The sequence below is a fragment of the Geobacter metallireducens GS-15 genome, from assembly GCF_000012925.1.
GTDB lineage: Bacteria > Desulfobacterota > Desulfuromonadia > Geobacterales > Geobacteraceae > Geobacter > Geobacter metallireducens.
Window position 1 is genome coordinate 3,744,463 of the sequence record NC_007517.1, and the last position, 20,582, is coordinate 3,765,044.

General features: G+C 57.1%; 17 protein-coding genes and 1 pseudogene. 5 read left to right on the top strand and 13 right to left on the bottom strand.

Going from position 1 to position 20,582, the window contains the following annotated elements; genetic code table 11:
• Position 1: 1 nt before the first annotated feature.
• From GMET_RS16695 to ttcA, 6 genes are all read right to left on the bottom strand, one after another.
• Positions 2–1,702 (bottom strand): nickel-dependent hydrogenase large subunit, encoded by a 1,701-nt coding sequence (locus tag GMET_RS16695; RefSeq protein ID WP_004512555.1) that lies wholly within the window; start codon positions 1,700–1,702, stop codon positions 2–4.
• Positions 1,683–2,822: a hydrogenase small subunit gene (locus GMET_RS16700; protein WP_004512556.1), complete on the bottom strand. Its 1,140-nt coding sequence runs from the start codon at positions 2,820–2,822 to the stop codon at positions 1,683–1,685. The genes GMET_RS16695 and GMET_RS16700 overlap by 20 nt, the downstream gene beginning before the upstream one ends.
• Before the next feature lie 231 nt (positions 2,823–3,053).
• Positions 3,054–3,782: a ComF family protein gene (locus GMET_RS16705; RefSeq protein WP_004512557.1), complete on the bottom strand. Its 729-nt coding sequence runs from the start codon at positions 3,780–3,782 to the stop codon at positions 3,054–3,056.
• Positions 3,782–4,435 carry a lactate utilization protein gene (locus tag GMET_RS16710; RefSeq protein ID WP_004512558.1) on the bottom strand — a complete coding sequence of 218 codons (654 nt, stop codon included), beginning with the start codon at positions 4,433–4,435 and terminating at the stop codon, positions 3,782–3,784. The genes GMET_RS16705 and GMET_RS16710 overlap by 1 nt, the downstream gene beginning before the upstream one ends.
• A 113-nt stretch (positions 4,436–4,548) precedes the next feature.
• On the bottom strand, positions 4,549–5,529 hold the full coding sequence (locus GMET_RS16715) for a 4Fe-4S binding protein (RefSeq protein WP_004512559.1): 981 nt from the start codon (positions 5,527–5,529) through the stop codon (positions 4,549–4,551).
• Between the two features lie 203 nt (positions 5,530–5,732).
• The gene (gene ttcA, locus GMET_RS16720) at positions 5,733–6,506 is read right to left on the bottom strand and encodes a tRNA 2-thiocytidine(32) synthetase TtcA (protein ID WP_004512561.1); all 774 of its coding nucleotides are present in this window, start codon (positions 6,504–6,506) and stop codon (positions 5,733–5,735) included.
• A 138-nt stretch (positions 6,507–6,644) separates the two neighbouring features.
• Here ttcA and priA point away from each other — a divergent pair, with 138 nt between their 5' ends.
• From priA to GMET_RS16745, 5 genes and pseudogenes are all read left to right on the top strand, one after another.
• Complete coding sequence (gene priA, locus GMET_RS16725) at positions 6,645–8,885, top strand: replication restart helicase PriA (RefSeq protein WP_004512562.1); 2,241 nt, start codon at positions 6,645–6,647, stop codon at positions 8,883–8,885.
• An 87-nt stretch (positions 8,886–8,972) separates the two neighbouring features.
• The gene (gene def / locus GMET_RS16730) at positions 8,973–9,476 is read left to right on the top strand and encodes a peptide deformylase (protein ID WP_004512563.1); all 504 of its coding nucleotides are present in this window, start codon (positions 8,973–8,975) and stop codon (positions 9,474–9,476) included.
• A gap of 9 nt (positions 9,477–9,485) precedes the next feature.
• Positions 9,486–10,421: a methionyl-tRNA formyltransferase gene (gene fmt, locus GMET_RS16735; protein WP_004512564.1), complete on the top strand. Its 936-nt coding sequence runs from the start codon at positions 9,486–9,488 to the stop codon at positions 10,419–10,421.
• Position 10,422: 1 nt separating this feature from the next.
• Positions 10,423–11,178 carry a DUF116 domain-containing protein gene (locus GMET_RS16740; RefSeq protein WP_011366180.1) on the top strand — a complete coding sequence of 252 codons (756 nt, stop codon included), beginning with the start codon at positions 10,423–10,425 and terminating at the stop codon, positions 11,176–11,178.
• A 570-nt stretch (positions 11,179–11,748) separates the two neighbouring features.
• Positions 11,749–12,881, top strand: a pseudogene (locus tag GMET_RS16745) (IS256 family transposase).
• A gap of 205 nt (positions 12,882–13,086) precedes the next feature.
• Here the strand turns inward: GMET_RS16745 and GMET_RS16750 are convergent.
• Genes GMET_RS16750 through nuoH form a run of 7 tightly spaced genes read right to left on the bottom strand, consistent with a single transcriptional unit; the run spans position 13,087 to position 20,538 of the window.
• Positions 13,087–14,541 carry an NADH-quinone oxidoreductase subunit N gene (locus tag GMET_RS16750; RefSeq protein ID WP_004512568.1) on the bottom strand — a complete coding sequence of 485 codons (1,455 nt, stop codon included), beginning with the start codon at positions 14,539–14,541 and terminating at the stop codon, positions 13,087–13,089.
• Positions 14,542–14,574: 33 nt separating this feature from the next.
• Positions 14,575–16,134 carry an NADH-quinone oxidoreductase subunit M gene (locus tag GMET_RS16755; protein WP_004512569.1) on the bottom strand — a complete coding sequence of 520 codons (1,560 nt, stop codon included), beginning with the start codon at positions 16,132–16,134 and terminating at the stop codon, positions 14,575–14,577.
• 35 nt (positions 16,135–16,169) lie between these two features.
• The gene (gene nuoL / locus GMET_RS16760) at positions 16,170–18,179 is read right to left on the bottom strand and encodes an NADH-quinone oxidoreductase subunit L (RefSeq protein WP_004512570.1); all 2,010 of its coding nucleotides are present in this window, start codon (positions 18,177–18,179) and stop codon (positions 16,170–16,172) included.
• 57 nt (positions 18,180–18,236) lie between these two features.
• Positions 18,237–18,539: an NADH-quinone oxidoreductase subunit NuoK gene (gene nuoK / locus GMET_RS16765; RefSeq protein WP_004512571.1), complete on the bottom strand. Its 303-nt coding sequence runs from the start codon at positions 18,537–18,539 to the stop codon at positions 18,237–18,239.
• An 18-nt stretch (positions 18,540–18,557) separates the two neighbouring features.
• On the bottom strand, positions 18,558–19,061 hold the full coding sequence (locus GMET_RS16770; protein WP_004512572.1) for an NADH-quinone oxidoreductase subunit J: 504 nt from the start codon (positions 19,059–19,061) through the stop codon (positions 18,558–18,560).
• 13 nt (positions 19,062–19,074) lie between these two features.
• Positions 19,075–19,470, bottom strand: a complete 396-nt coding sequence (gene nuoI / locus GMET_RS16775) for an NADH-quinone oxidoreductase subunit NuoI (protein WP_004512573.1) — start codon at positions 19,468–19,470, stop codon at positions 19,075–19,077.
• Positions 19,471–19,497: 27 nt separating this feature from the next.
• Positions 19,498–20,538 (bottom strand): NADH-quinone oxidoreductase subunit NuoH, encoded by a 1,041-nt coding sequence (gene nuoH / locus GMET_RS16780; RefSeq protein ID WP_004512574.1) that lies wholly within the window; start codon positions 20,536–20,538, stop codon positions 19,498–19,500.
• Between the last annotated feature and the right edge of the window lie 44 nt (positions 20,539–20,582).

The window sequence follows — 20,582 nt, forward strand, 5'->3', positions numbered from 1 at the left end:
CCTACAGGACCTTGACGCTCACCAGCTCGCCGCCGCGGGGATCGACCACGTGGACGGCGCAGGCGAGGCACGGATCGAAGGAGTGGATGGTGCGGAGGATCTCCAGGGGCTTGTTGGGGTCGGCCATGGGGGTGCCGACCAGGGCCGCCTCGTAGGGGCCCCGCTGCCCCTTCTCATCCCGGGGTGACGCGTTCCAGGTGGAGGGGACCACCGCCTGGTAATTCTCGATTTTCTGGTCCCTGATCCTGATCCAGTGACCGAGAGCACCCCGGGGAGCGTTGTGCCAGCCGTACCCCGCCGTCTCCCGGGGCCAGGTGGCGGGGTCCCACTTCTCGCCGTTATGAATCGCCAGATCGCCGCCGGCCACGTTGGCCACGAGCATGTCGAGCCACTTGGGAAGTTCCTGAGCCACCAACAGGGTCTCGATCCCCCGGGCCGCGGTCCGACCGAGCGTCGAGAAGAGCGCCTCCGGGCCGACCCCCAGCTTGCCGAGGACCAGCTCCACCGCCCCTTTCGTCCCCTGGTGCCCCGCGGCGTAGGCCACGAGGATGGTGGCCAGGGGGCCGGTCTCCATCGGCTTGCCGTCGTAGCGGGGGGATTTCACCCAGGAGTACTTCTTGTCCGTGTCGATCATGTCGTAGGGGGGCGTGGGGCCAGTGTACCGTACCTCGGTCTGCTCTTCCCACGGATGGACCCCGGCATCACCCCCCTCGTACCAGGAGTGGGCCACGCTCTCGGTGATCTTTTGCTGGTCGATGGGATAGACCCGGGAGAGGTCCTTGCCCACGATGATCCCCTGGGGAAACCAGAGCTTTTCCGGCTTGCCGCTGTTGTCCAGCGGGTATTCGCCGTAGGAGATGTAGTTCCCCACCCCTCCGCCGATTCCGGCCCACTCCTTGTAGAAGGAGGCCACCGCCAGGAGATCGGGAATGTAGACCTTCTCCACGAACGCCTTGGCCTTTTTGAGGAGCTGGGCAATCTCGGCGATCTTGTCGGCGTTGAGGGCGTTCTGGGAGTTGGGATCCACGGGGATCGCCATGCCACCGACGAGGAAGGTCTGGGGGTGGGGGTTTTTGGAGCCGAGGATGGCGTGGATCTTGATGACCTCCCGTTGCCAGTCCAGGGCCTCCAGGTAGTGGGCCGTGGCCATGAGGTTCGCCTCGGGCGGCAGCTTGTAGGCCGGGTGTCCCCAGTAGGCGTTGCCGAAGGGGCCAAGGCGCCCTTTTTTCACGAAGGCGGCCACCTTGTCCTGTACCGACTTGAAGTAGGTGGGGGAGTTGAGGGGCCAGTCGGAAAGGGAGGCAGCCAAGGCTGCGGTCTTTGTGGGGTCGGCCTTGAGAGCTGAGACCACGTCCACCCAGTCGAGGGCGTGGAGGTGGTAGAAGTGGATCACGTGGTCCTGCACCACCTGGATGCCGATGATGAGGTTCCTGATCAACTCCGCGTTCAGGGGGACGCGGATGTTCAGGGCGTTCTCCACGGCCCGGATGGAGGCTATGGAGTGGACCGTGGTGCAGACGCCGCAGAAGCGCTGGGTGAAGTACCAGGCGTCCCGGGGATCGCGCCCTTTGAGGATCTTCTCGATCCCCCGGAACATGGTGCTGGAGCTCCAGGCATCGGTTATCTGGCCCCCGTTCACCTCGGCCTGGATACGGAGGTGCCCCTCTATTCTCGTAATCGGGTCAACGACGATCCTGGCCATGGTCTACCCCTCCTTCCCCGTCGGATTCATCTCCCTTGCGCAGCGCGCTCACCACGCCGTGGATGCCGAAGACCGCCGCCGTGGCCGCAGCGACGCCAAGGCCGATCTTGTCGGCCGTGGCCTCGATCCCGAAACCGGGAACGCTGGGAAGCCGCCGGTAGAAGGGGGTCATGGTGTCCCAGAAGTGGGGCTCGGAGCAGCCGGCACAGCCGTGGCCTGATCCCACTGGCCAGCTCGTCTTCTCGTTGTAGCGCTGGGTCGGGCAGTTGTGGAAGGTTTCGGGCCCCTTGCACCCCATCTTGTAGAGGCAGTGGCCGGCACGGTGGGCCTGGTCGCCCCATTGCTCCACGTACTGGCCGGCGTCGAAGTGGGGGCGGCGTTCGCAGTTGTCGTGAATCCGCTTGCCGTAGGCGAAAAGGGGGCGTCCCTTGCTGTCGGTGGCCGGGAGCTTGCCGAAGGTGAGGATATGGACCACGGTGGCCACCAGATTGTCGGTGTTGACGGGGCAGCCGGGAAGGTTGATGACCGTGGCGCCGGGGACCGCGTCCTTGACCCCCACGGCGCCGGTGGGGTTGGGGGATGCAGCCGGGATGCCGCCGTAGGAGGCGCAGGTGCCGACGGTGATGGTGGCCATGGCGCCGCCGCAGACCTCCCGGGCGATATCCACGGCCGATCTCCCGCCGACGCAGCAGTAGACGCCGTTGTCCTTCATGGGGATCGCCCCCTCGACGACGGCGATGTACTTGCCACTTCGCTCTTTCAGGGTCTTCAGCCGCGCCTCCTCGGCCTGGTGGCCGGCGGCGGCCATGATGGTCTCGGCATAATCAATGGAGAGGACGTCGAGGACGATCTCACCCACCGTGGGGTTAGCGGCCCGCAGGAGCGCCTCGGTGTCGCCGGTGCAACTCTGGAATTCGAGCCAGATCACCGACGGCCGACTGTCGCTCTCCAGCGCCTCGGCAATGCGTGGCGCCAGGGAGACCGGCAGGGCCAAGGCCGCCGACATGGCGGTGCAGAACTTCAGGAAGTCGCGCCGGGATACCCCCCGCTCCTCCCAGGGCCCCGACGTGCCGGAACAATGCTGCTTCATCTCGTCATGCTCATCACCATTCTTCGCCATGGACATTCCTCCCCGGACAGAATACAGCGTGACATCACCACAACGAACGGCAGACTGCCTACATCGACTTTATAACGATATTCTCTTATGTCAAATCGCTCCAACCACCATATTTGTCAAGTTAGTTTTATATAATACTCCGCAATCCAAGTAGGTTTATGCGAAGACCATTCGCGATACTATAACGATATTTCCTTAACTGCGGACATGCCTCTTCTTGCGGCCGTCGATCTAGCGCCCCGGCGGAGCCAGCGCAACCGTGATGACGAATACAGCCGAGGCGCCGGCATCCTTGAGCACCCGGGCGCACTCCGCCACTGTGCTACCGGTGGTGACAACGTCATCCATGAGGAGGACACGCCTTCCCGCGATGCCGGCGGGACCGGAAACGGCGAAGGCCCCCCGGACGTTGGCCCGGCGCTCCCGGGCGGAAAGGGTCACCTGGGCAACGGTGGGACGGACACGACGGAGGGTGTGCCGCAGGAGCGGCAGGCGCCACTCGCGGGACAGGACGGCACCCACGAGAACCGCCTGGTTGAACCCCCGCTCCCGCAGACGCGAACGGTGGAGAGGGACGGGAATGATTACATCGGGGGCGACGGATTGGACAAAGGGGGTGAGATGCCGAATGGCAAGGAGGGCCAGGGGGCGGCGCAGGTGGACCTTGTGGCCGTACTTGTGACGGTGGATCAACTCCTGGAGAGGGCCGTCGAAGAGGAGCGCCCCCCGGACCCCGTCGAAGGGAGGCGGGGTGAGCATACAGGAACCGCAAAGGTGGTCGATCCCCCCCTCGGTCCGGTGAGGTACGCCGCAGACCGGGCAGAGGGGGGAGGTGATGGGGGTCATGGCCCCAAGGCAGGCATCGCAGAGATGGAGCGGGCCGGCCCCGGGCACCGGCGCCTTGCACAGGTGGCAGAGGGGCGGGAAGAGGACGTCGAGAAACGCCCGGAGGAGTTCCACTAGAACCCCATCTCCTCGTTCACCACCAGCACCCGCAGGTCGGTGAGGCGGGGCTTGCGGTCGATGACTGTGGTGATGCGGCAGATCCGGTCGGGGGAGTTGCAGTCGGAGCAGAAGCCGGTTGTGCCGCAGGGGGTCTTGTAGTTGAGACGCCGGGCATTGGGAGGAGAGGCCCACTCCTTGATCCGGTCGATGGCCTCCTGGACGCCTCCGTCCACAATCTTGTTCCGGCCAGCCACGACGATCACCTTCCTGGGCCCGAAGAACATGGAGCCGACCCGGTTGCCGGTGGCGTCGATGTTCACGAGCCACCCGGAGAGGGTAAGGGCGTTGGTGCCAGCAAGGAAGAGGTCGCAGGTGAGTTGGCGCCGCATGATGGTCACCCGCTCCTCCAGGGAGAGCCCCGGCGCCCCGTGAATGAGGAGTTCCTTTCCCATCTCCCGGATTCGTTCGATCACCTTCAGGTCGTCAACCGACATGGAGCCGCCAAAGCCGACGCTTTCCGCCTCGGCCGCCTCGGCCACGATGTATTCGAGGGCCTCCTGACCGGTGCCGCAGTAGACGGCGGTAAAGCCGTTCTTTTCCAGGGACGCCACCGCCTTGCGGCATTTCTGCTCATGGGTCCAGTCAACGAGTTCGGTCGTGAGTGACATGGGTAATACTCCTTTCTTGTCAATGAGCGAAGTAGCGAGATAGCAAGTAGTGAAGTAGTAAAATCTCAGTTCTTGACTAGCTCGCTCCCTCGCTATTTCGCAATCTCGCTTAGTTACCGCAGCCCCAGAAGCCGCATGTACTCGGCATAGGGAATCCGGGATTTCCAGTTCTCCGTGGCGCGCCCCACCAGCGATCCGCCCGCAACAATGAGCACCACGAGGGCGGCAAAGAGGATGGCGTTCACCGCCACCTTCCGGCCGGCCAGCTTCATCTCCAGGGCCCCCATGGCCCGGCAGTGGCTCACGCAGCGCCAGCAGCCGACGCACTCCTCGGACATGACCCGCTCCTTGCTCATCACCGGGATGTAGGAGGGGCAGACCTGGGTGCAGACCCCGCAGGAGACGCAGGTCTTTTTCTCCCGGGTCACCTTCACCGGCGAGAGGACCGACACAAGCCCCAACAGCGCCCCGTAGGGGCAGAGGTAGCGGCAGAAGGGATTCCGCACCGGGAGCGACAGGACCAGAAGCACCGCGATCACCGCGAGGGGGATGCCCGACAGGTGCAGGAAGAAGTCCAGGAGCCGCACGTCGGCCACCGCGTTGTAGTCGGAATGGATGAAGGCCGTGGCCGCCTCCGGCGTCATGGCCCAAAGGATGGAGTAGAGGAAGAAGAGGAGGAGCAGGTACTTGATCCCCCGTAGCGCCACGTCCAGCCACCGGGGGGGGCGGATATTGCGTTTAAAGAGCACGAATCCCCGCTTCCAGAAAAGCTCCGACAGGGTCCCCACCGGGCAGATCCAGGAGCAGAAGGAGCGCTTGAGCAGCAGCGACACTGCCACCACGGTGACGAAGATCACCACCGACGCCGGATGGATCGGATTGATGACGCCGCTCTCGACCCAGTCCTTCACCCCCAGGAGCCCGGCGATGGGGAGGAACCCCTCGACCCCGTCGGCCCGGGGAACGAAGGGGGCAGCCCCGCCGGTGCGAAAGTGGCTCACGAAGAGGAAAAGCCTGACGCCCAGATAGACCATGAAGAGGAGAAATCCCCACTGGATGGCAATCCTGAGGGGCTGCACGTAGCGCTTGCTCACGCCGTTGCTCCTTGAGACATATTGTGTCGCATGACTGCGGTATCCTGTCACCATCGAACCAAAGGAGGATACCATGGAACCCATCGTTGTCTTCGGCGTCGGCCTCGTGGCCTGGGGCGCCTATATCTGCATCATGGACATGATCCGGGACCGGGCACCGGCCCGCAGCGCCAAGCGGGAGACGGCCCGGGCAAAGGCTGTCGTCAGGGGACCTCGCAGACCCGCTGCAGCTCCCGGTCGAGGAGGTGCCGCGGCTGCACGTTGGCCAATGCCCGCAGAAGGCTCCGCTTGACAGCGGGATTCTCCCGCTCCAACTCCTTCAGAAGCTCCTTCATCCGCTTGCGCTGGATGTCAGCCTTGCCGCAGACCGGGCAGCAGCAGCAGACCACGGGAAAGCTGTTCTCCCGGGCAAAGGGGATGATCTCCCGCTCCTCAACGTAGACCAGGGGACGGATCACCGTGGTCGCGCCGTTGTCGGCCAGCATCCGCGGCGCCATGGCCTTGAGGGTCCCCACGAAGAACTGGTTGAGGAGGAGGGTCTCCACGAAGTCGTCCAGATGGTGCCCCAGGGCCAGCTTGTTGCAGCCGTGCTGCTGAGCCAGGGTGTAGAGGACGCCCCGCTTGAGCCGGGCGCAGATGGAACAGTAGGAGGAGCCGGGGCGCCGCTTTTCCTTGATGATGTCGTAGTGGGTGGTGGCCTCCACGTGGTGGCTGAAGCCATGCTCCTTGAGATGGGCAGCGATGACGTCGCTGCGGAAGCCGGGGTACCCAGAGTCGATGGTAAACGCCACCAGATCATACTTCACCGGCGCCCGGCGCCGGAGCGCCTCCAGGATATGGAGGAGAGTGTAGGAATCCTTCCCCCCCGAGACCGCCACCGCAATCCGGTCCCCTTCCTCGATGAGGTTGAAGTCGGCGACGGCCCGGCCGACCCCGTTCTTTATTTTCCGATACCGCTTTTCGTCCACAAACTCCACGGATTCCTTCTCCTTCCACAATTCGACTACGGTACCCCACCGGTCTTGCCCAAGTCAAGACAGTGTGCCCCTCCCTTTCCCTTGTTCCCCCGGGACCGTCCTGCTATTATTCCCGTAACGCCATCAGCATCGGATCCCATGAACCATTCCACGACGGACATCATTGAGGTTGCCATCCCGCTCCCCCTTGACACCACCTTCCACTACCGGGTGCCGGAAGGGCTTATGCCGCGCATCGCCCCGGGAAAGCGGGTCCTGGTCCCCTTCGGCCGGCGGAAGGTGACCGGCTATATCCTCGGCTTCGCGACCGGCGAGGAACGGGAACTGCGGGAGGTGGCAGACGTCCTGGATGACGCTCCCCTCTTCACGCCTCGGGAACTGGAGATCTACCGCTGGGCCGCTGCCTACTACCTCCATCCCCTGGGGGAGGTGATCAAGGCGGCTCTTCCTGCCGGAATCAATGTCCAGAGCCGGCGGGGCACCTCCACCGACGGCGATGCCATGACCGGGGGAAGGAGAGTGCTGACGGAGACCGTCTACCACCCCGCAACACCCCCTCCGGCTGTGGAGGTGCCGCGGGGAAAAGCATCCTCCATCCTCTCCCATATCCAGCAGGAAGGGAAAGCCACGGCGGCGGAACTGCGCGGTATTTTTGCCGACTGCGCCCCCCAGCTACGCCGGCTCCGGGAGCTTGGCCTCGTGGTGACGGAGGAGCGAGAGGTCTACCGGGACCCGTTCCGGGAGGAGTCCGTCACCCCCGACGCCCCCCTTCCCCTGAACCCTGGTCAAACCGAGGCCCGAGACCGCATCGTCGCAGCCATCGATACGGGGCGTTTTGCCCCCTTCCTCCTCCACGGCGTCACCGGCAGCGGCAAGACCGAGGTCTATCTCCAGACCATCGCCCACCTCCTGGATGCCGGACGGACCGCCCTGGTCCTCGTTCCGGAAATCGCCCTCACCCCCCAGCTCGTGAACCGCTTCCGGCGCCGGTTCCGGTGCGGCATCGCGGTGCTCCACAGCGGCCTCTCCGACGGGGAGCGCTACGACGAGTGGCGACGGATCAGGCGAGGTGAAGTGGCCATCGTCATCGGTGCCCGTTCGGCCATCTTTGCCCCCCTGGAGCGGATCGGCATGATCGTGGTGGATGAGGAGCACGAGTCCTCTTACAAGCAGTCGGAGGGGTTCCGTTACAACGCACGGGACCTGGCCCTCGTACGGGGAAAGATGGAGAAAGCCTCAGTGGTCCTTGGGTCCGCCACCCCCCAGGTTACCACGTGGCATGCCGCCGTGACCGGGAAGCTCACCCTCCTCTCCCTTCCCGAACGGGTGAATGGCCTTCCGGTCCCCCATGCCGAGATTATCGATGCCCGGGGGAAAAAAGCCGATGCAATACTCCCGCTGCTGGCCGATGCCACGGCCGCCAACCTGGCCAACGGCGGGCAGACTTTGGTCTTTCTGAACCGCCGCGGCTTTGCCACCTGGCTCACCTGCGAGGAGTGCGGCCACGTGCTCCGCTGCCCCAACTGCGCCGTCACCCTCACCTATCACCAGCGCAAGAACCGCCACGTCTGCCACTACTGCGACTACGCCATCCCGGCCCCTTCTGTCTGCCCCGACTGCGGAAGCACCCGGGTCACGCACCTCGGCCTTGGCACCGAACAGGTGGAAGAACTTGTGCGGGAACGCTTTCCCGAAGCCCGGGTCGACCGGATGGACCGGGACACAACGCGGGGGAGAGGGGGCCACGCACGGATTTTGCGCAAGGTGGCCGAGCGGAAGACCGACATCCTCATTGGCACCCAGATGGTTGCCAAAGGGCACGACTTCCCCGGCATCACCCTCGTGGGGATCGTGTCGGTGGAGTCAACTCTCAACATCCCCGACTACCGGAGCGCCGAACGGACCTATCAGCTGATGACACAGCTCATGGGGCGGGCCGGACGGGGCGAGGATGCGGGGAGGGTCATCATCCAGACCCTCAATCCCGACCACTATGCTCTCATCCACGCCGGAACCGCATCCATGGAGGAGTTTTACACGACTGAGCTTGCCTTTCGTCAGGAAACCGGCTATCCACCATTCGTTCACCTGGGGGCCATCTACCTGACCGGCACTGCTGCATCAGCCGTGGAACAGGAGAGCAGGCGCCTTGCCGGACAGATCCGCACCCTGCGCCGTGAAGCGGGTGGACATGTCGAGATACTCGGCCCCTCCCCCGCCCCCCTGCTGAAGCTGCGGGGGAGGTACCGGTGGCAGTTCCTACTCAAGGCACCGGTACGTTCGGCGCTCCACCGCCTCCTTGCCCGTCTGCGGAGAACCTATACCCCTCCTTCCGGCATACGGATCCTGATCGATGTTGACCCGGTGGATCTCATGTGACTTCGCCGTCCCGTCAGGAAGGGTTTGATTTTTTCGCCCTATCTCTCTATATTCATACGAATAACTATCGTTGAAGGTGCATGAACCATGGTGCGTACAATTCTTACTTATCCCAACCCGATCCTCAAAAAGAAGGCGGTGCCGGTTGCGGTCATCAACGACGCGACCCGTGAACTGGTCCGCGACATGGCCGAAACCATGTATGACGCCCAGGGGGTCGGCCTGGCCGCCCCGCAGATCGGCGTAAGCCAGCGGGTCATCGTCATTGATGTCTCTCAGCGCGAAGAAAGGCCGGAGCTGATTGTCTGCATCAACCCGGTGTTCGTCCATACCGAAGGGGAATCATACGAGGAAGAGGGTTGCCTCTCTGTCCCCAAGTACTCCGCCAATGTGCACCGGCACGCCAAGGTTGTCGTTAAGGCGCTCAATCTCGATGGAGAGGAAGTGACCTATAGGGCGGAAGGGCTTCTGGCCATCGCTTTCCAGCACGAGATAGACCACCTGGAAGGGATGCTCTTCGTGGATCACCTTTCTCCCCTGAAGCGGGAGATGTTCAAGAAAAAATACCGCCGCATGGTTGAGGAAGGGTAGGATTACTGCATGGCCGGACTCAGCATCATCTTCATGGGAACCCCTGATTTCGCCTGTCCCACGCTCACGAGACTCATCGAGCGAGGCGAGGATGTAATTGCCGTCGTGACCCAACCTGACCGCCCCAAGGGTCGTGGCCAGAAACTGGTGCCGCCTCCCGTGAAGGTCATTGCCGAGGAGCATGGCATTCCGGTCCTGCAGCCCCAGAAAGTCCGTGCGCCCGAGGTTGTCGCACAGATCAGGGAACTGAATCCTGACCTGATTGTGGTGGTCGCCTTCGGCCAGATTCTCCCCCAGAGCCTCCTCGAAATCCCTCGGCATGGCTGCATCAACATTCACGCCTCACTCCTTCCACGCTACCGGGGGGCCGCTCCCATTAACTGGTGCCTCATCAACGGCGAGACCGAGACCGGCATAACCACCATGCAGATGGATGCGGGTCTCGACACGGGGGATATGCTTGTCAAACGGTCCATCTCCATTGGCCCGGACGAGGACGCCCAGTCGCTCCACGACCGCCTCTCCCTCCTTGGGGCTGAAACCATCGACGAGACCCTGGACAGACTCCAGGTAGGCACCCTTACTCGCGAAAAGCAGGATGACGCTCTTACCTGCTACGCTCCGATGCTGAAGAAGGAAGACGGCCTTATCGACTGGAAGCAGGAGCCGCAGCAAATTAAAAACCTCGTTCGCGGCTTCACTCCGTGGCCCGGAGCGTATACCACGCTGGACGGCAAGACACTGAAGCTGTACAAGGTGTCGGTGGCCACTGAATGCGGCAAGCCCGGAGATATCATGGCTGTCGGAAAAGACGGGATCATCGTCGGCTGCGGGTCAGGTAGCCTCCGAATCGAGGAACTGCAACTGGAAGGAAGGAAACGGCTATCGGCTCAAGATTTCCTAGCAGGTTGCCGTCTGGAGCCAGGGATTCGGCTCGGTCATTAAAATGCCTGACAATACTCCTAAAAAACGTCTTTTCATTGTGCTCATGGGGGTCACTTGTCTCCTGATTGTCGGCGCAATCTACCTTCTCTGGTGGATTCCCACGACCGGCTTGGCGAACATCCACCCAAGCCTCCCTCGCATCGCCGGAATAGTTTTTGGTGGCCTGTCCCTACTAGCCCTCCTTGGCACCCTTGTGCTCGTGCTGACCTCGGCGCTCGGCAAGGATATCCTTTTCACCCGTTTTCTGCGCGGTGTTGTCATCAAGTTTCTTCTTCCGGCCATTGAACTGATCGGTCGCACGTTCGGCATCTCCATTGACACCATCCGCCAGTCGTTCATTGCCATGAATAACAGTCTGGTTCTCTCCCAGCGTCGCCGGGTAAAACCCGACCGAGTCTTGATACTCCTGCCTCACTGTCTCCAGCTTTTCGAATGCGAGATCAAGGTGACCGGCAACATCAACAAATGCGTCCGGTGCGGCCGCTGCGATATCATGGGACTGGCAGAACTGGCCGAAAAATACTCAATAGATATCTCCGTGGCCACAGGGGGAACTCTGGCACGGAAGGTCATCATAGAGAAACGTCCCAAACTCGTTCTGGCAGTTGCCTGCGAGCGTGACCTGACTTCCGGTATCAAAGACTGCTACCCCCTGCCGGTCATCGGAGTTCTGAACGACCGCCCCTTCGGACCTTGCTTCAACACCAAGGTTGACATAGAGAAGATCAATGAAGCCCTACAGGCAGTAATTGGCTAGAACCCTCGCACGACGTCCTTATCCGAGTTTTCTCTCCCGTTCCATTTCTTTCCGCAAGCGCCTGAATTACTACCCTCCGACGAGATGTTTCCACCCGAGATGTCCATAACAGTAGCAAGCAGCAAATCCATTCACAAGCGCTGGCCACAAGCCACCAGCCGGCAGGAGGCTGCAGTCGGTTGGAACTATGCTCAACAGTGGTTGGCGTTTTCCTCCGCAAAAAGCTTGATTCCATGCCTCAATAAAACCGTCAAGGTTTGCTCTGTCGGCATTTCGGCAGCAACCTGACTAGCGTTGCCGGGAGGGGTTCATAAGTCTTGTTTCGGCGCCTGAGTCCAAGACTTGCGGCTATCTCCACCACGGATCTTTGATCGAACGGCATGTAGCGATAACGTAAAATATCTTTCGCTTTTTTAAAACGAAGCACGGCAGTGCCTCGAATCGGTTAGAATTGCGTCGCCAAACGAAAATTCGACCCGAAAGGAGCACACTGCCGTGGAAGAACATTGTACCCCAAAGGCTCAAATCATCCAACTGAATGAAACTGCCGTCCGCGACCACCTCGGAGAAATGGTCCGTAGTACGGTGGAAGAGACCCTGAACCGGATGCTCGATGCCGAGGCGGATCGTCTATGCACCGCCGAGAAGTATCAGCGCAACGATGCTCGAACCGATACCCGGGCTGGCCATTACCAGCGAAAGCTCCAGACCAAGGCCGGAGAAGTGACCTTGAACATGCCGAAGCTGCGGCGACAGACCTTTGAAACGGCCATCATCGAGCGCTACCGCCGGCGTGAAGCCTCGGTGGAAGAGGCGCTGATTGAGATGTACCTGGCCGGTGTTTCGGTCCGGCGCGTCGAAGACATTACCGAAACCTTGTGGGGAACCAAGGTCAGTCCCGGCACCATCAGCAACCTCAACAAGAAGGTCTACGCCAAGATCGAGGAGTGGCGTAACCGTCCCATCAAAGGGGAGTTTCCCTATGTCTATCTGGACGGCATCGTGCTCAAGCGCTCCTGGGGCGGCGAAGTGACCAACGTGTCGGTACTGGTGGCCATAGGCGTCAACGATCAGGGATATCGCAAGATCCTCGGCGTCTGCGAAGGGGCCAAGGAGGACAAGGCCGGCTGGTCGAGCTTTCTGCGCCACTTGGCCTCACGGGCGTGCGGCTGTTCATCACCGACGCCTGCATGGGGCTGGTGGAGTCCCTGGCCGAGTTCTATCCGAAAACCAAATGGCAGCGCTGCACGGTTCATTTCTACCGCAATGTCTTCAGCGTTGTGCCGGCCAAACGGATGGCGGAAGTAGCGGCCATGCTCAAGGCGATCCATGCGTCGGAAGACAAGAAGGCGGCCCTGGAAAAGGCCGAGGCTGTCTTTGCCAAGCTGGAAGCGATGAAACTCAAGGAAGCGGCCAAGAAGGTTCAGGAATCTATTACCGAAACCCTGTCCTACTATGACTTTCCCCGCGAGCATCGCATCCGCATCCGGACGAATAACGCCCTTGAGAGGATCATGAAAGAGATCCGACGACGAACCAAAGTCGTTGGCGCTTTCCCCGACGGGAATTCAGCATTGATGCTCTGCGCTGCGCGGCTGCGTCACATTGCCGGAACCCAATGGGGTACGAAACGCTACCTCAATATCGATCTTCTCAGAGAACAGGAGTTAAACCAACAACTCGAAGAGGCTGAGGCAATCTAACTTACCGAAGGCACTGCCAAAAACAAAAAAGCGAAAAACTCTTTACACTATCCATGTAGCATCGTGGGCAAGCGTAACTTCAGGGCTCGAAATCGTCACGTCGAACACCCAGTTATTCCGTGCCATGCCGATTCTTCTTACAAAATACAAAAGGGCTCCTTCATATAAAGGAGCCCTGAGGGAAAAGCCTATTACTTACTTCTAGTTAAAGGAGAACTGCCTGCTGTGCAAGGTTGAGGAGAAACGCTGGAACAACTCCTGGCAACAGGACACCAACCACAGCAATAATAATGCAGATGGCAACTGCCGGAGTAAGCTTCATCCAGTCAAACTCTTCAACAGGATCCTTCATATACATATAAACCATCACACGGAGATAGTAATATACCGACGCGGCACTATTCAGTACCCCGATGATGGCAAGCCATACATACCCAGCCTTTATGGCGCCAGAGAAGAGGTAGAACTTACCGATAAAACCAGCAGTCGGCGGTATGCCAGCCAGCGAGAAGAGGAAGACTGCCATTGCCAGGGCCAGCACCGGGTGCTTAGTTCCGAACCCTGCGTAATCCATAACATTATTGTTTGCTTCGCCCTTCTTGCCAACAAGAACGATAATGGCAAAGGCCCCTATATTCATAAAAGCATAGGAAAGCATGTAGAAGAGAATGCCTGCCGTCCCCTCTGCATTTCCGGCGGCAAAACCGACCAGAGCATACCCAGCGTGCGCAATCGATGAGTATGCGAGCATCCTCTTGATATTGTCCTGATTGAGAGCAATCAGGTTACCAATGGTCATGGTAAGAACGGCAAGAATCCAGAGGAGATCGGACCAGTCAGCCTTAAGCGAAGGGAAAGCAATAATAACAACGCGCATAAATGCTGCGAAACCGGCTGCCTTCGGCCCCGCTGACATGAAAGCGGTCATTGGAGTCGGAGCACCCTCGTAGACATCCGGAGTCCACATATGGAACGGAGCAGCGGCGATCTTGAAGGAAAAGCCTACCGCCATCAGCAGCATTCCGATCACAAACATAGGATTCTGCGCCACGACTCCGTTTTGCGACACATACTCAGCAATCTTCACTACGCGCGTAGTGCCGGTAGCGCCGTAGGTGAGGGCCATTCCGTACAGGAGGAATCCAGTTGAAAACGCGCCAAGAAGAAAGTACTTGAGGCCAGCTTCATTCGACTTAACATTGGCCCTGTTAAAGCCTGCCAAAATATACAGAGATACGGAGAGCACTTCGAGACCAAGAAAAATAGTCATCAAATCCGTACCAGACGCCATAAGCATCATACCAACCGTGGCAAAGAGAAGCAGTGGGTAAAGTTCCCCGAGATTGCATTCTTCACGCTTGAAATATTGATCCGAGATAAGAATGCTCATCGCAACCGTGAGGAGGAAAATGCCCTTGAAAAATATAGAGAAGTTATCCTGAACAACAGAATCATTGAACGCCGAGAGAGGTACCCCCCATCCACCAATGAGCGTGAATCCGGCGACAATGACGCCTACGAGACTCAAATATCCCAGATAGGCCTTGTGCTCACTCGGAACGAATACGTTTACAAGGAGCAGCACCATCGCAAAGATCGAAAGTATGACCTCTGGCATTATTGGTGCGAAGTTAATGGCAGGAATTGCAATTGTTTCCATCTAGGTTCCCTCCGGTGGCTTTTCTGAAACCGATTACTTGTGCTCAACAGGCAGCACGGCGGCAGGAAGAGCCTGCGGTGCCGGGATCTGAGGAATCTGTGCCTTGGCGGTCTGCTTCGACTTGACGTGAACGATCAATTTCTCAAGCGATGGGCTCATTTTGTCGATGAAGGGGGTAGGATACACGCCCATAACGAAGATCAACACGAGCAACGGCAGCATAATCACCACTTCGCGTGCATTCAAATCTGTAAGCGTCTGGTTCTTGGGGTTATTCAGCTCTCCAAACATGACACGCTGGAACATCCAGAGCATATAAACTGCGGAAAGAATCACGCCGCTCGTCCCGATTACAGCATACCAACGCAGTTCACTTTCATACGCACCGATGAGAATAAGGAACTCTCCAACAAAGCCGTTGGTTCCCGGAAGACCGATGGAAGAAAGGGTGACAATCATGAAAATTGTAGCAAAAACCGGCATCTGCTTGGCCAATCCGCCGAAATCAGTTATGAGACGAGTGTGACGACGCTCATAGATGAAACCAACTATAAGGAACAGTGCGCCAGTGGAAACACCGTGATTGAGCATCTGAATCATTCCGCCCGAGAGTCCTTGCTGGTTGAGCGCAAACACGCCGAGCATAACATAGCCAAGGTGTGCAACTGAGGAGTAGGCAACAAGTTTTTTTACGTCCTCCTGAACCATAGCCACAAGGGCAGCATACACAATACCTATCACTGAAAGGACTGCAAAGAGAGGAGTAAACTGAGCTGTAGCGTCCGGGAAAAGCGGCATGGCGAAGCGTACAAAACCATAGGTTCCCATCTTAAGGAGAACGGCAGCCAGAATTACGGAACCAGCGGTCGGGGCTTCGGTATGTGCATCCGGCAACCACGTATGCAGCGGGAACATCGGTACTTTAATGGCAAAGGCCAAAGCGAACGCAAGGAACATCCAGGTCTGGGTCGCAGGATCGAGAGCGAGATCATAGAAGCGAAGCACACTGAAGTCGCCGGCTCCGCCCTTAAAGTAAAGGACGACAAGAGCGATCAGCATCAGGAGCGAACCGACCATTGTATAGATAAAGAACTTGAGCGCAGCGTATATCTTGTTTTTCCCACCCCATATACCGATGATGAAGTACATTGGAATGAGCATGACCTCCCAAAATATGTAGAAGAGGAACAGGTCAAGTGAAACGAAAGCGCCAAGCATCCCGACCTCAAGGAGGAGGAGACAGATCATGTATTCCTTCACCTTGTTCTCAACGGCTGTCCAGGTTGAAAGAATGGCGATTGGCACGATGAAGGTTGTCAGAATCACGAGCCAGAGACTGATTCCATCGATGGCAACATGATAATTCATCTGGTACGGGCCGGCAGCGATCCAGGGTACCTTCTCCACAAACTGGAACTCAGCGTTGCTCTGGAAGCCGGTAACAAGCGGAAGTGATACGACAAACGTCGCAAGAGCCACCAGAAGTGCAAGCCCCCGCTGTGCAGAATGGCTCTGCTTGGGAACGAAGAAGAGCAGTACGACCCCTAGAAGTGGTAGAAAGGTCATCACGCTGATTAAGGGAAACTGACTCATGAATCTGCTCCTTTAGTCCTATTGGTAATTCAGAGTTAGCGGAAGAGATAGAAGGCAACGATAACTACAACACCGAGTGACATGCCAAGGGCATAGTTGTGCACATACCCTGTCTGAATGTTTCTGAGCGCGCCACCGAAACCCTTGACGATTGCCGCAACACCGTTGACAACACCATCTACCACCACGACGTCAAAACCTTTCCAGAGACCATTACCGAGCGCCTTGCAGGGGTTGACGAAGAGAAAATCGTAGAGTTCGTCAACATACCACTTGTTATAAACTGCCCGGTGGAGCGCCGGGAAGGCAGCTGTGAATTTTGCAGGAATGGACGGTGACACCACATAGAGGAAGAAGGCAATGGAGATACCGATCAGCGCGATCACAACAGACGTGCCCATGAGTCCCCACTCAAGTGCAGGGCTATGGTGAGCCGCACCATGAGCGAGCTGCTGAGCCATGAACTCTTCGGATCCCTTGAATACTGGCTCAAGATAGTGCTCAAGATAATTCGGAATGCCCCCAAAAAGCTCGCCAATCAGCTTCGGTATGCCAACGTAACCACCTACGACAGCCAGCAAACCAAGTACCATCAGCGGAAAAGTAATGACAAGGGGAGATTCATGGAGGTGGCTCTTTGCCTTTTCCACGATGCGACACTCACCGAAGAAGGTCATAAACACAAGTCTGAACATATAGAACGCCGTGAAACCTGCGGCTATAGCGCCAGTTGCCCAGAGAATAATATTCAGGTCTCCATGGAGCGGGTTGGCAAAGGCCTGCCAGAGAATCTCATCTTTGGAGAAAAACCCGGAGAAACCTGGGATACCGGCGATAGCAATAGTTGACACAAGGAATGTCAGGAAGGTTATCGGCATCTGCTTCTTCAGACCACCCATGTTACGCATGTCCTGCGGGTCATCATGGGAATGGGCATGATGCAAGGCATGGTGCATTGAATGAATGACTGAACCAGACCCTAGGAAGAGGCAGGCCTTGAAGAACGCGTGAGTCATCAGGTGAAAAATACCCGCAGTAAAGGCGCCAACACCCATGGCGAGGAACATGAAACCAAGCTGCGATACTGTTGAATAGGCAAGGACGCGTTTGATATCGTTTTGAGCAGTACCAATAGTCGCAGCAAAAATGGCTGTAGCCGCACCAACTATGGCAACAATCATCATCGTCTCATGCGAACGAATATATACGAAATTCAAACGACCGATCATATATACGCCAGCTGTGACCATTGTTGCCGCATGGATGAGTGCGGATACTGGCGTCGGGCCTTCCATGGCATCAGGAAGCCATGTATAGAGTGGAAGCTGTGCTGACTTGCCGGTAGCACCCAGGAAGAAGCAGAGTGCAATTACCGTAACTACGCCACCAACCGGAAGAAGATGGGCATTTGCTGCCAATTGACGGAAATTGATGGTCCAGACATTATGGTTTTGTCCGAGATACCAGTAGAGCGTGAAGACACCCAGCAGAAAACCGAAGTCACCTACCCGGTTCATTACGAATGCCTTCTTGCCGGCGTCTCCCGCTGATTTCTTATGGAAATAGTAACCAATAAGGAGGTAAGAGCAGAGACCGACTCCTTCCCAACCGACAAACATAAGCAGGAGGTTGTTCCCGAGCACCAAAAGGAGCATAGAGAAAGTGAAAAGGTTCAAGTAGGTAAAATACCGATAGAAGCCCTCTTCACCGTGCATATAGCCGATGGAGTAAACATGAATCAGGAAACCAACACCCGTCACGACCATGATCATCAGCGCGGAAAGCGGATCGATAAGAAAACCGATCTCAGCGTTGAAGTTACCGGATTTAATCCACGTAAAGAGCACCTTCTCAAAGACGCGCTCTTCCGCAGATCTCGAGAGAAGCTCGATCAGGATGCCGAATGACACAAGAAACGAACCGAACACCATGAGTGATCCTATTCCACCGATCACGGTCTCGTTCTTGATCTTCTTCCCAAGAAGGCCGTTTATGACGACGCCGATCAGAGGGAACAGTGGTATCAGCCATACGTACTCGAACATTCCTGACTCCTTTATTATCGCGAGTAATTCAGAATTTCGTAAGTTCTGTCAGAACTGCTACAGTCTCATGAGCTTGATATCTTCAACGTCAATAGACTCACGATTCTTATAAAATGCAATCATAAGCGCCAGGCCCACGGCGGCTTCTGCTGCGGCAACCGTCATAACAAAGAAAACAAATATCTGTCCGTCAACATTTCCAAGATGCTTAGACAACGCGATGAAGGTAAGATTGACCGAATTTAGCATCATTTCGACGCACATAAAGATAACGATGGCATTTCTTCTGATGAGGACACCAATGGTCCCGATGGAAAATAGTATTGCGCTGAGTATCAAGTAACTGTGCAAAGAGACCATGAGCTTAACCCCTGTCAGTTAGATTTTCTTCTTCGTGAGAACAACCGCGCCGATGATGGCCACCAAGAGAAGAATGGAGGTCACCTCGAAGGGGAGAAGGAAGTCAGTGTACAACGCTTTGCCGATCAATTCAGTATGGCCAACCTTGTTTATGAGAGCCGAATCAATTGCTCCCTTCTGCCCTGTGAGCGAACTTCTATTAAACAGGTAGAACAGCTGGAACAAGCTAAATAGTCCGATCAGACTGCCAAACAGCACACTGTGCGAGCTCCTCCGACCAGATTCTGTCCGTACGTTGAGAAGCATGATTACGAACACAATCAAGACCATGATTGCGCCTGCATAGACCAACACCTGTATGGCTGCCATGAACGGTGCATCAAGCGTCACGTACAGAGTTGCCAAGCAGAAGAAAGTCAGAATGAGAGAGAGCGCGCTGTTGATCGGGTTCTTGCAGGTAATGACCAGAATACTGGCCAGGACAGCTACTGCTGCCACGATCATGAAGAAGAACGTTTCCATTGCTGCTCCTTTATTACTTTTCTAAGAGTCGCTCTTTGACGAATACAAAATCTTCGCGCTTATAATTTGCCAATTCAAATTCACCCGTCATCTTAAGGGCATCGACAGGGCAAGCCTCAACACAATAGCCGCAGAAAATGCACCGCAGCATATCAATCTCATACCGCTCGGCATATTTATTGTGTTCCTGATCCTCACCAGCCTCAACGGTTATGCATTTTGCTGGGCACACTGTAGGACAGAGATAGCAGCAAACACACTTGGCTTTACTGTGAGAAACCTTCAGAGCATGCAAGCCACGGAAATTGGGTGACGGTGTCGGCCGCTCATCTGGGTACTGAAGCGTAACTGGCTTCATGAACATATGCTTCAGGGTGATCTTGAGACCATTAATCAATGGCATTATCATGGCGTGTAACCTCGTAATAGGTTGTGACTAGAGTGATACAATAATTCCAGTTACTACGATATTGATCAGAGTCAAAGGCAGGAACACCTTCCATCCGAGACGCATCAGTTGGTCATACCGGTAGCGGGGATAGGTAGCACGAATCCACATGCACGTGAAGATCAGGAAATAGACCTTTGCAATAAACCAGAACCAACCGGGCAAGAAGCTGGGACCATGCCATCCCCCCAGGAACAGGGTGGTTGTTACAGCACAGACCGTTACCATGTTTGCATATTCTGCCATGAAGAACATGGCGTACTTCATACTTGAATATTCGGTGCAGAAACCGGAAACCAACTCTGTTTCAGCTTCAGGAAGGTCAAAGGGGGTCCGGTTGATTTCTGCAATGGAGCAGATAAAGAAAAGTATGAACGCCAAGGGCTGCTTAAAGGCGTACCAGGCACCATTGGCCTGATCAGCCACTATCTTCTGGAGCGAAAGGGACTCAGAGAGCATAAAGACCGAAATGATCGCCAGACCAGCGGCCAACTCGTAAGAGATCATCTGGGCGGAGGAGCGCAGACCACCGAGAAGTGAATATTTGCTGTTTGAAGACCACCCGGCCAAGACAATGCCATATACACCTATTGATGCCAGCGCAAGGATATAAAGGACACCAACATTGAGGTCTACAACTTGTCCCGACGCAGTGTCGTAGTATGCAGCAATTTGGAGGGGTATTTTGTAGCCACCCACCTCAATTGTTTCACCAAAAGGGATGACTGCGAAGCCAATGAACGCTGGGACGAGCGCTATCAGAGGAGCTATCAGGAAGGCGAATTTGTCCGCTTTCGAAGGGATTATCTCCTCCTTAAAGAATAGCTTAACACCGTCTGCAATCGGTTGCAGCAGGCCATGCCAGCCAGTGCGCATTGGACCAAGCCGCACCTGCATGTGACCAATGATCTTACGTTCAGCATAGGTGGCGTACGCCACAGTAAGCAGTACGAAGACGAACACCACGAGAACCTTGAGTACCATGGCGATGTAGTATGCCATCGGCAATCCCAATATTTCGTATCCCATTTGCACTCTTCCCCTCTTGATGTGATGGTGTTGTGAGTGGACTT

Coding starts and splice junctions, on each gene's coding strand:
- GMET_RS16695 (WP_004512555.1), bottom strand. CDS start 1,702: ATGGCCAGGATCGTCGTTGACCCGATTACGAGAATAGAGGGGCACCTC.
- GMET_RS16700 (WP_004512556.1), bottom strand. CDS start 2,822: ATGGCGAAGAATGGTGATGAGCATGACGAGATGAAGCAGCATTGTTCC.
- GMET_RS16710 (WP_004512558.1), bottom strand. CDS start 4,435: ATGTCACTCACGACCGAACTCGTTGACTGGACCCATGAGCAGAAATGC.
- priA (WP_004512562.1), top strand. CDS start 6,645: ATGAACCATTCCACGACGGACATCATTGAGGTTGCCATCCCGCTCCCC.
- def (WP_004512563.1), top strand. CDS start 8,973: ATGGTGCGTACAATTCTTACTTATCCCAACCCGATCCTCAAAAAGAAG.
- fmt (WP_004512564.1), top strand. CDS start 9,486: ATGGCCGGACTCAGCATCATCTTCATGGGAACCCCTGATTTCGCCTGT.
- GMET_RS16740 (WP_011366180.1), top strand. CDS start 10,423: ATGCCTGACAATACTCCTAAAAAACGTCTTTTCATTGTGCTCATGGGG.
- GMET_RS16750 (WP_004512568.1), bottom strand. CDS start 14,541: ATGGAAACAATTGCAATTCCTGCCATTAACTTCGCACCAATAATGCCA.
- GMET_RS16755 (WP_004512569.1), bottom strand. CDS start 16,134: ATGAGTCAGTTTCCCTTAATCAGCGTGATGACCTTTCTACCACTTCTA.
- nuoL (WP_004512570.1), bottom strand. CDS start 18,179: ATGTTCGAGTACGTATGGCTGATACCACTGTTCCCTCTGATCGGCGTC.
- nuoK (WP_004512571.1), bottom strand. CDS start 18,539: ATGGTCTCTTTGCACAGTTACTTGATACTCAGCGCAATACTATTTTCC.
- GMET_RS16770 (WP_004512572.1), bottom strand. CDS start 19,061: ATGGAAACGTTCTTCTTCATGATCGTGGCAGCAGTAGCTGTCCTGGCC.
- nuoI (WP_004512573.1), bottom strand. CDS start 19,470: ATGATAATGCCATTGATTAATGGTCTCAAGATCACCCTGAAGCATATG.
- nuoH (WP_004512574.1), bottom strand. CDS start 20,538: ATGGGATACGAAATATTGGGATTGCCGATGGCATACTACATCGCCATG.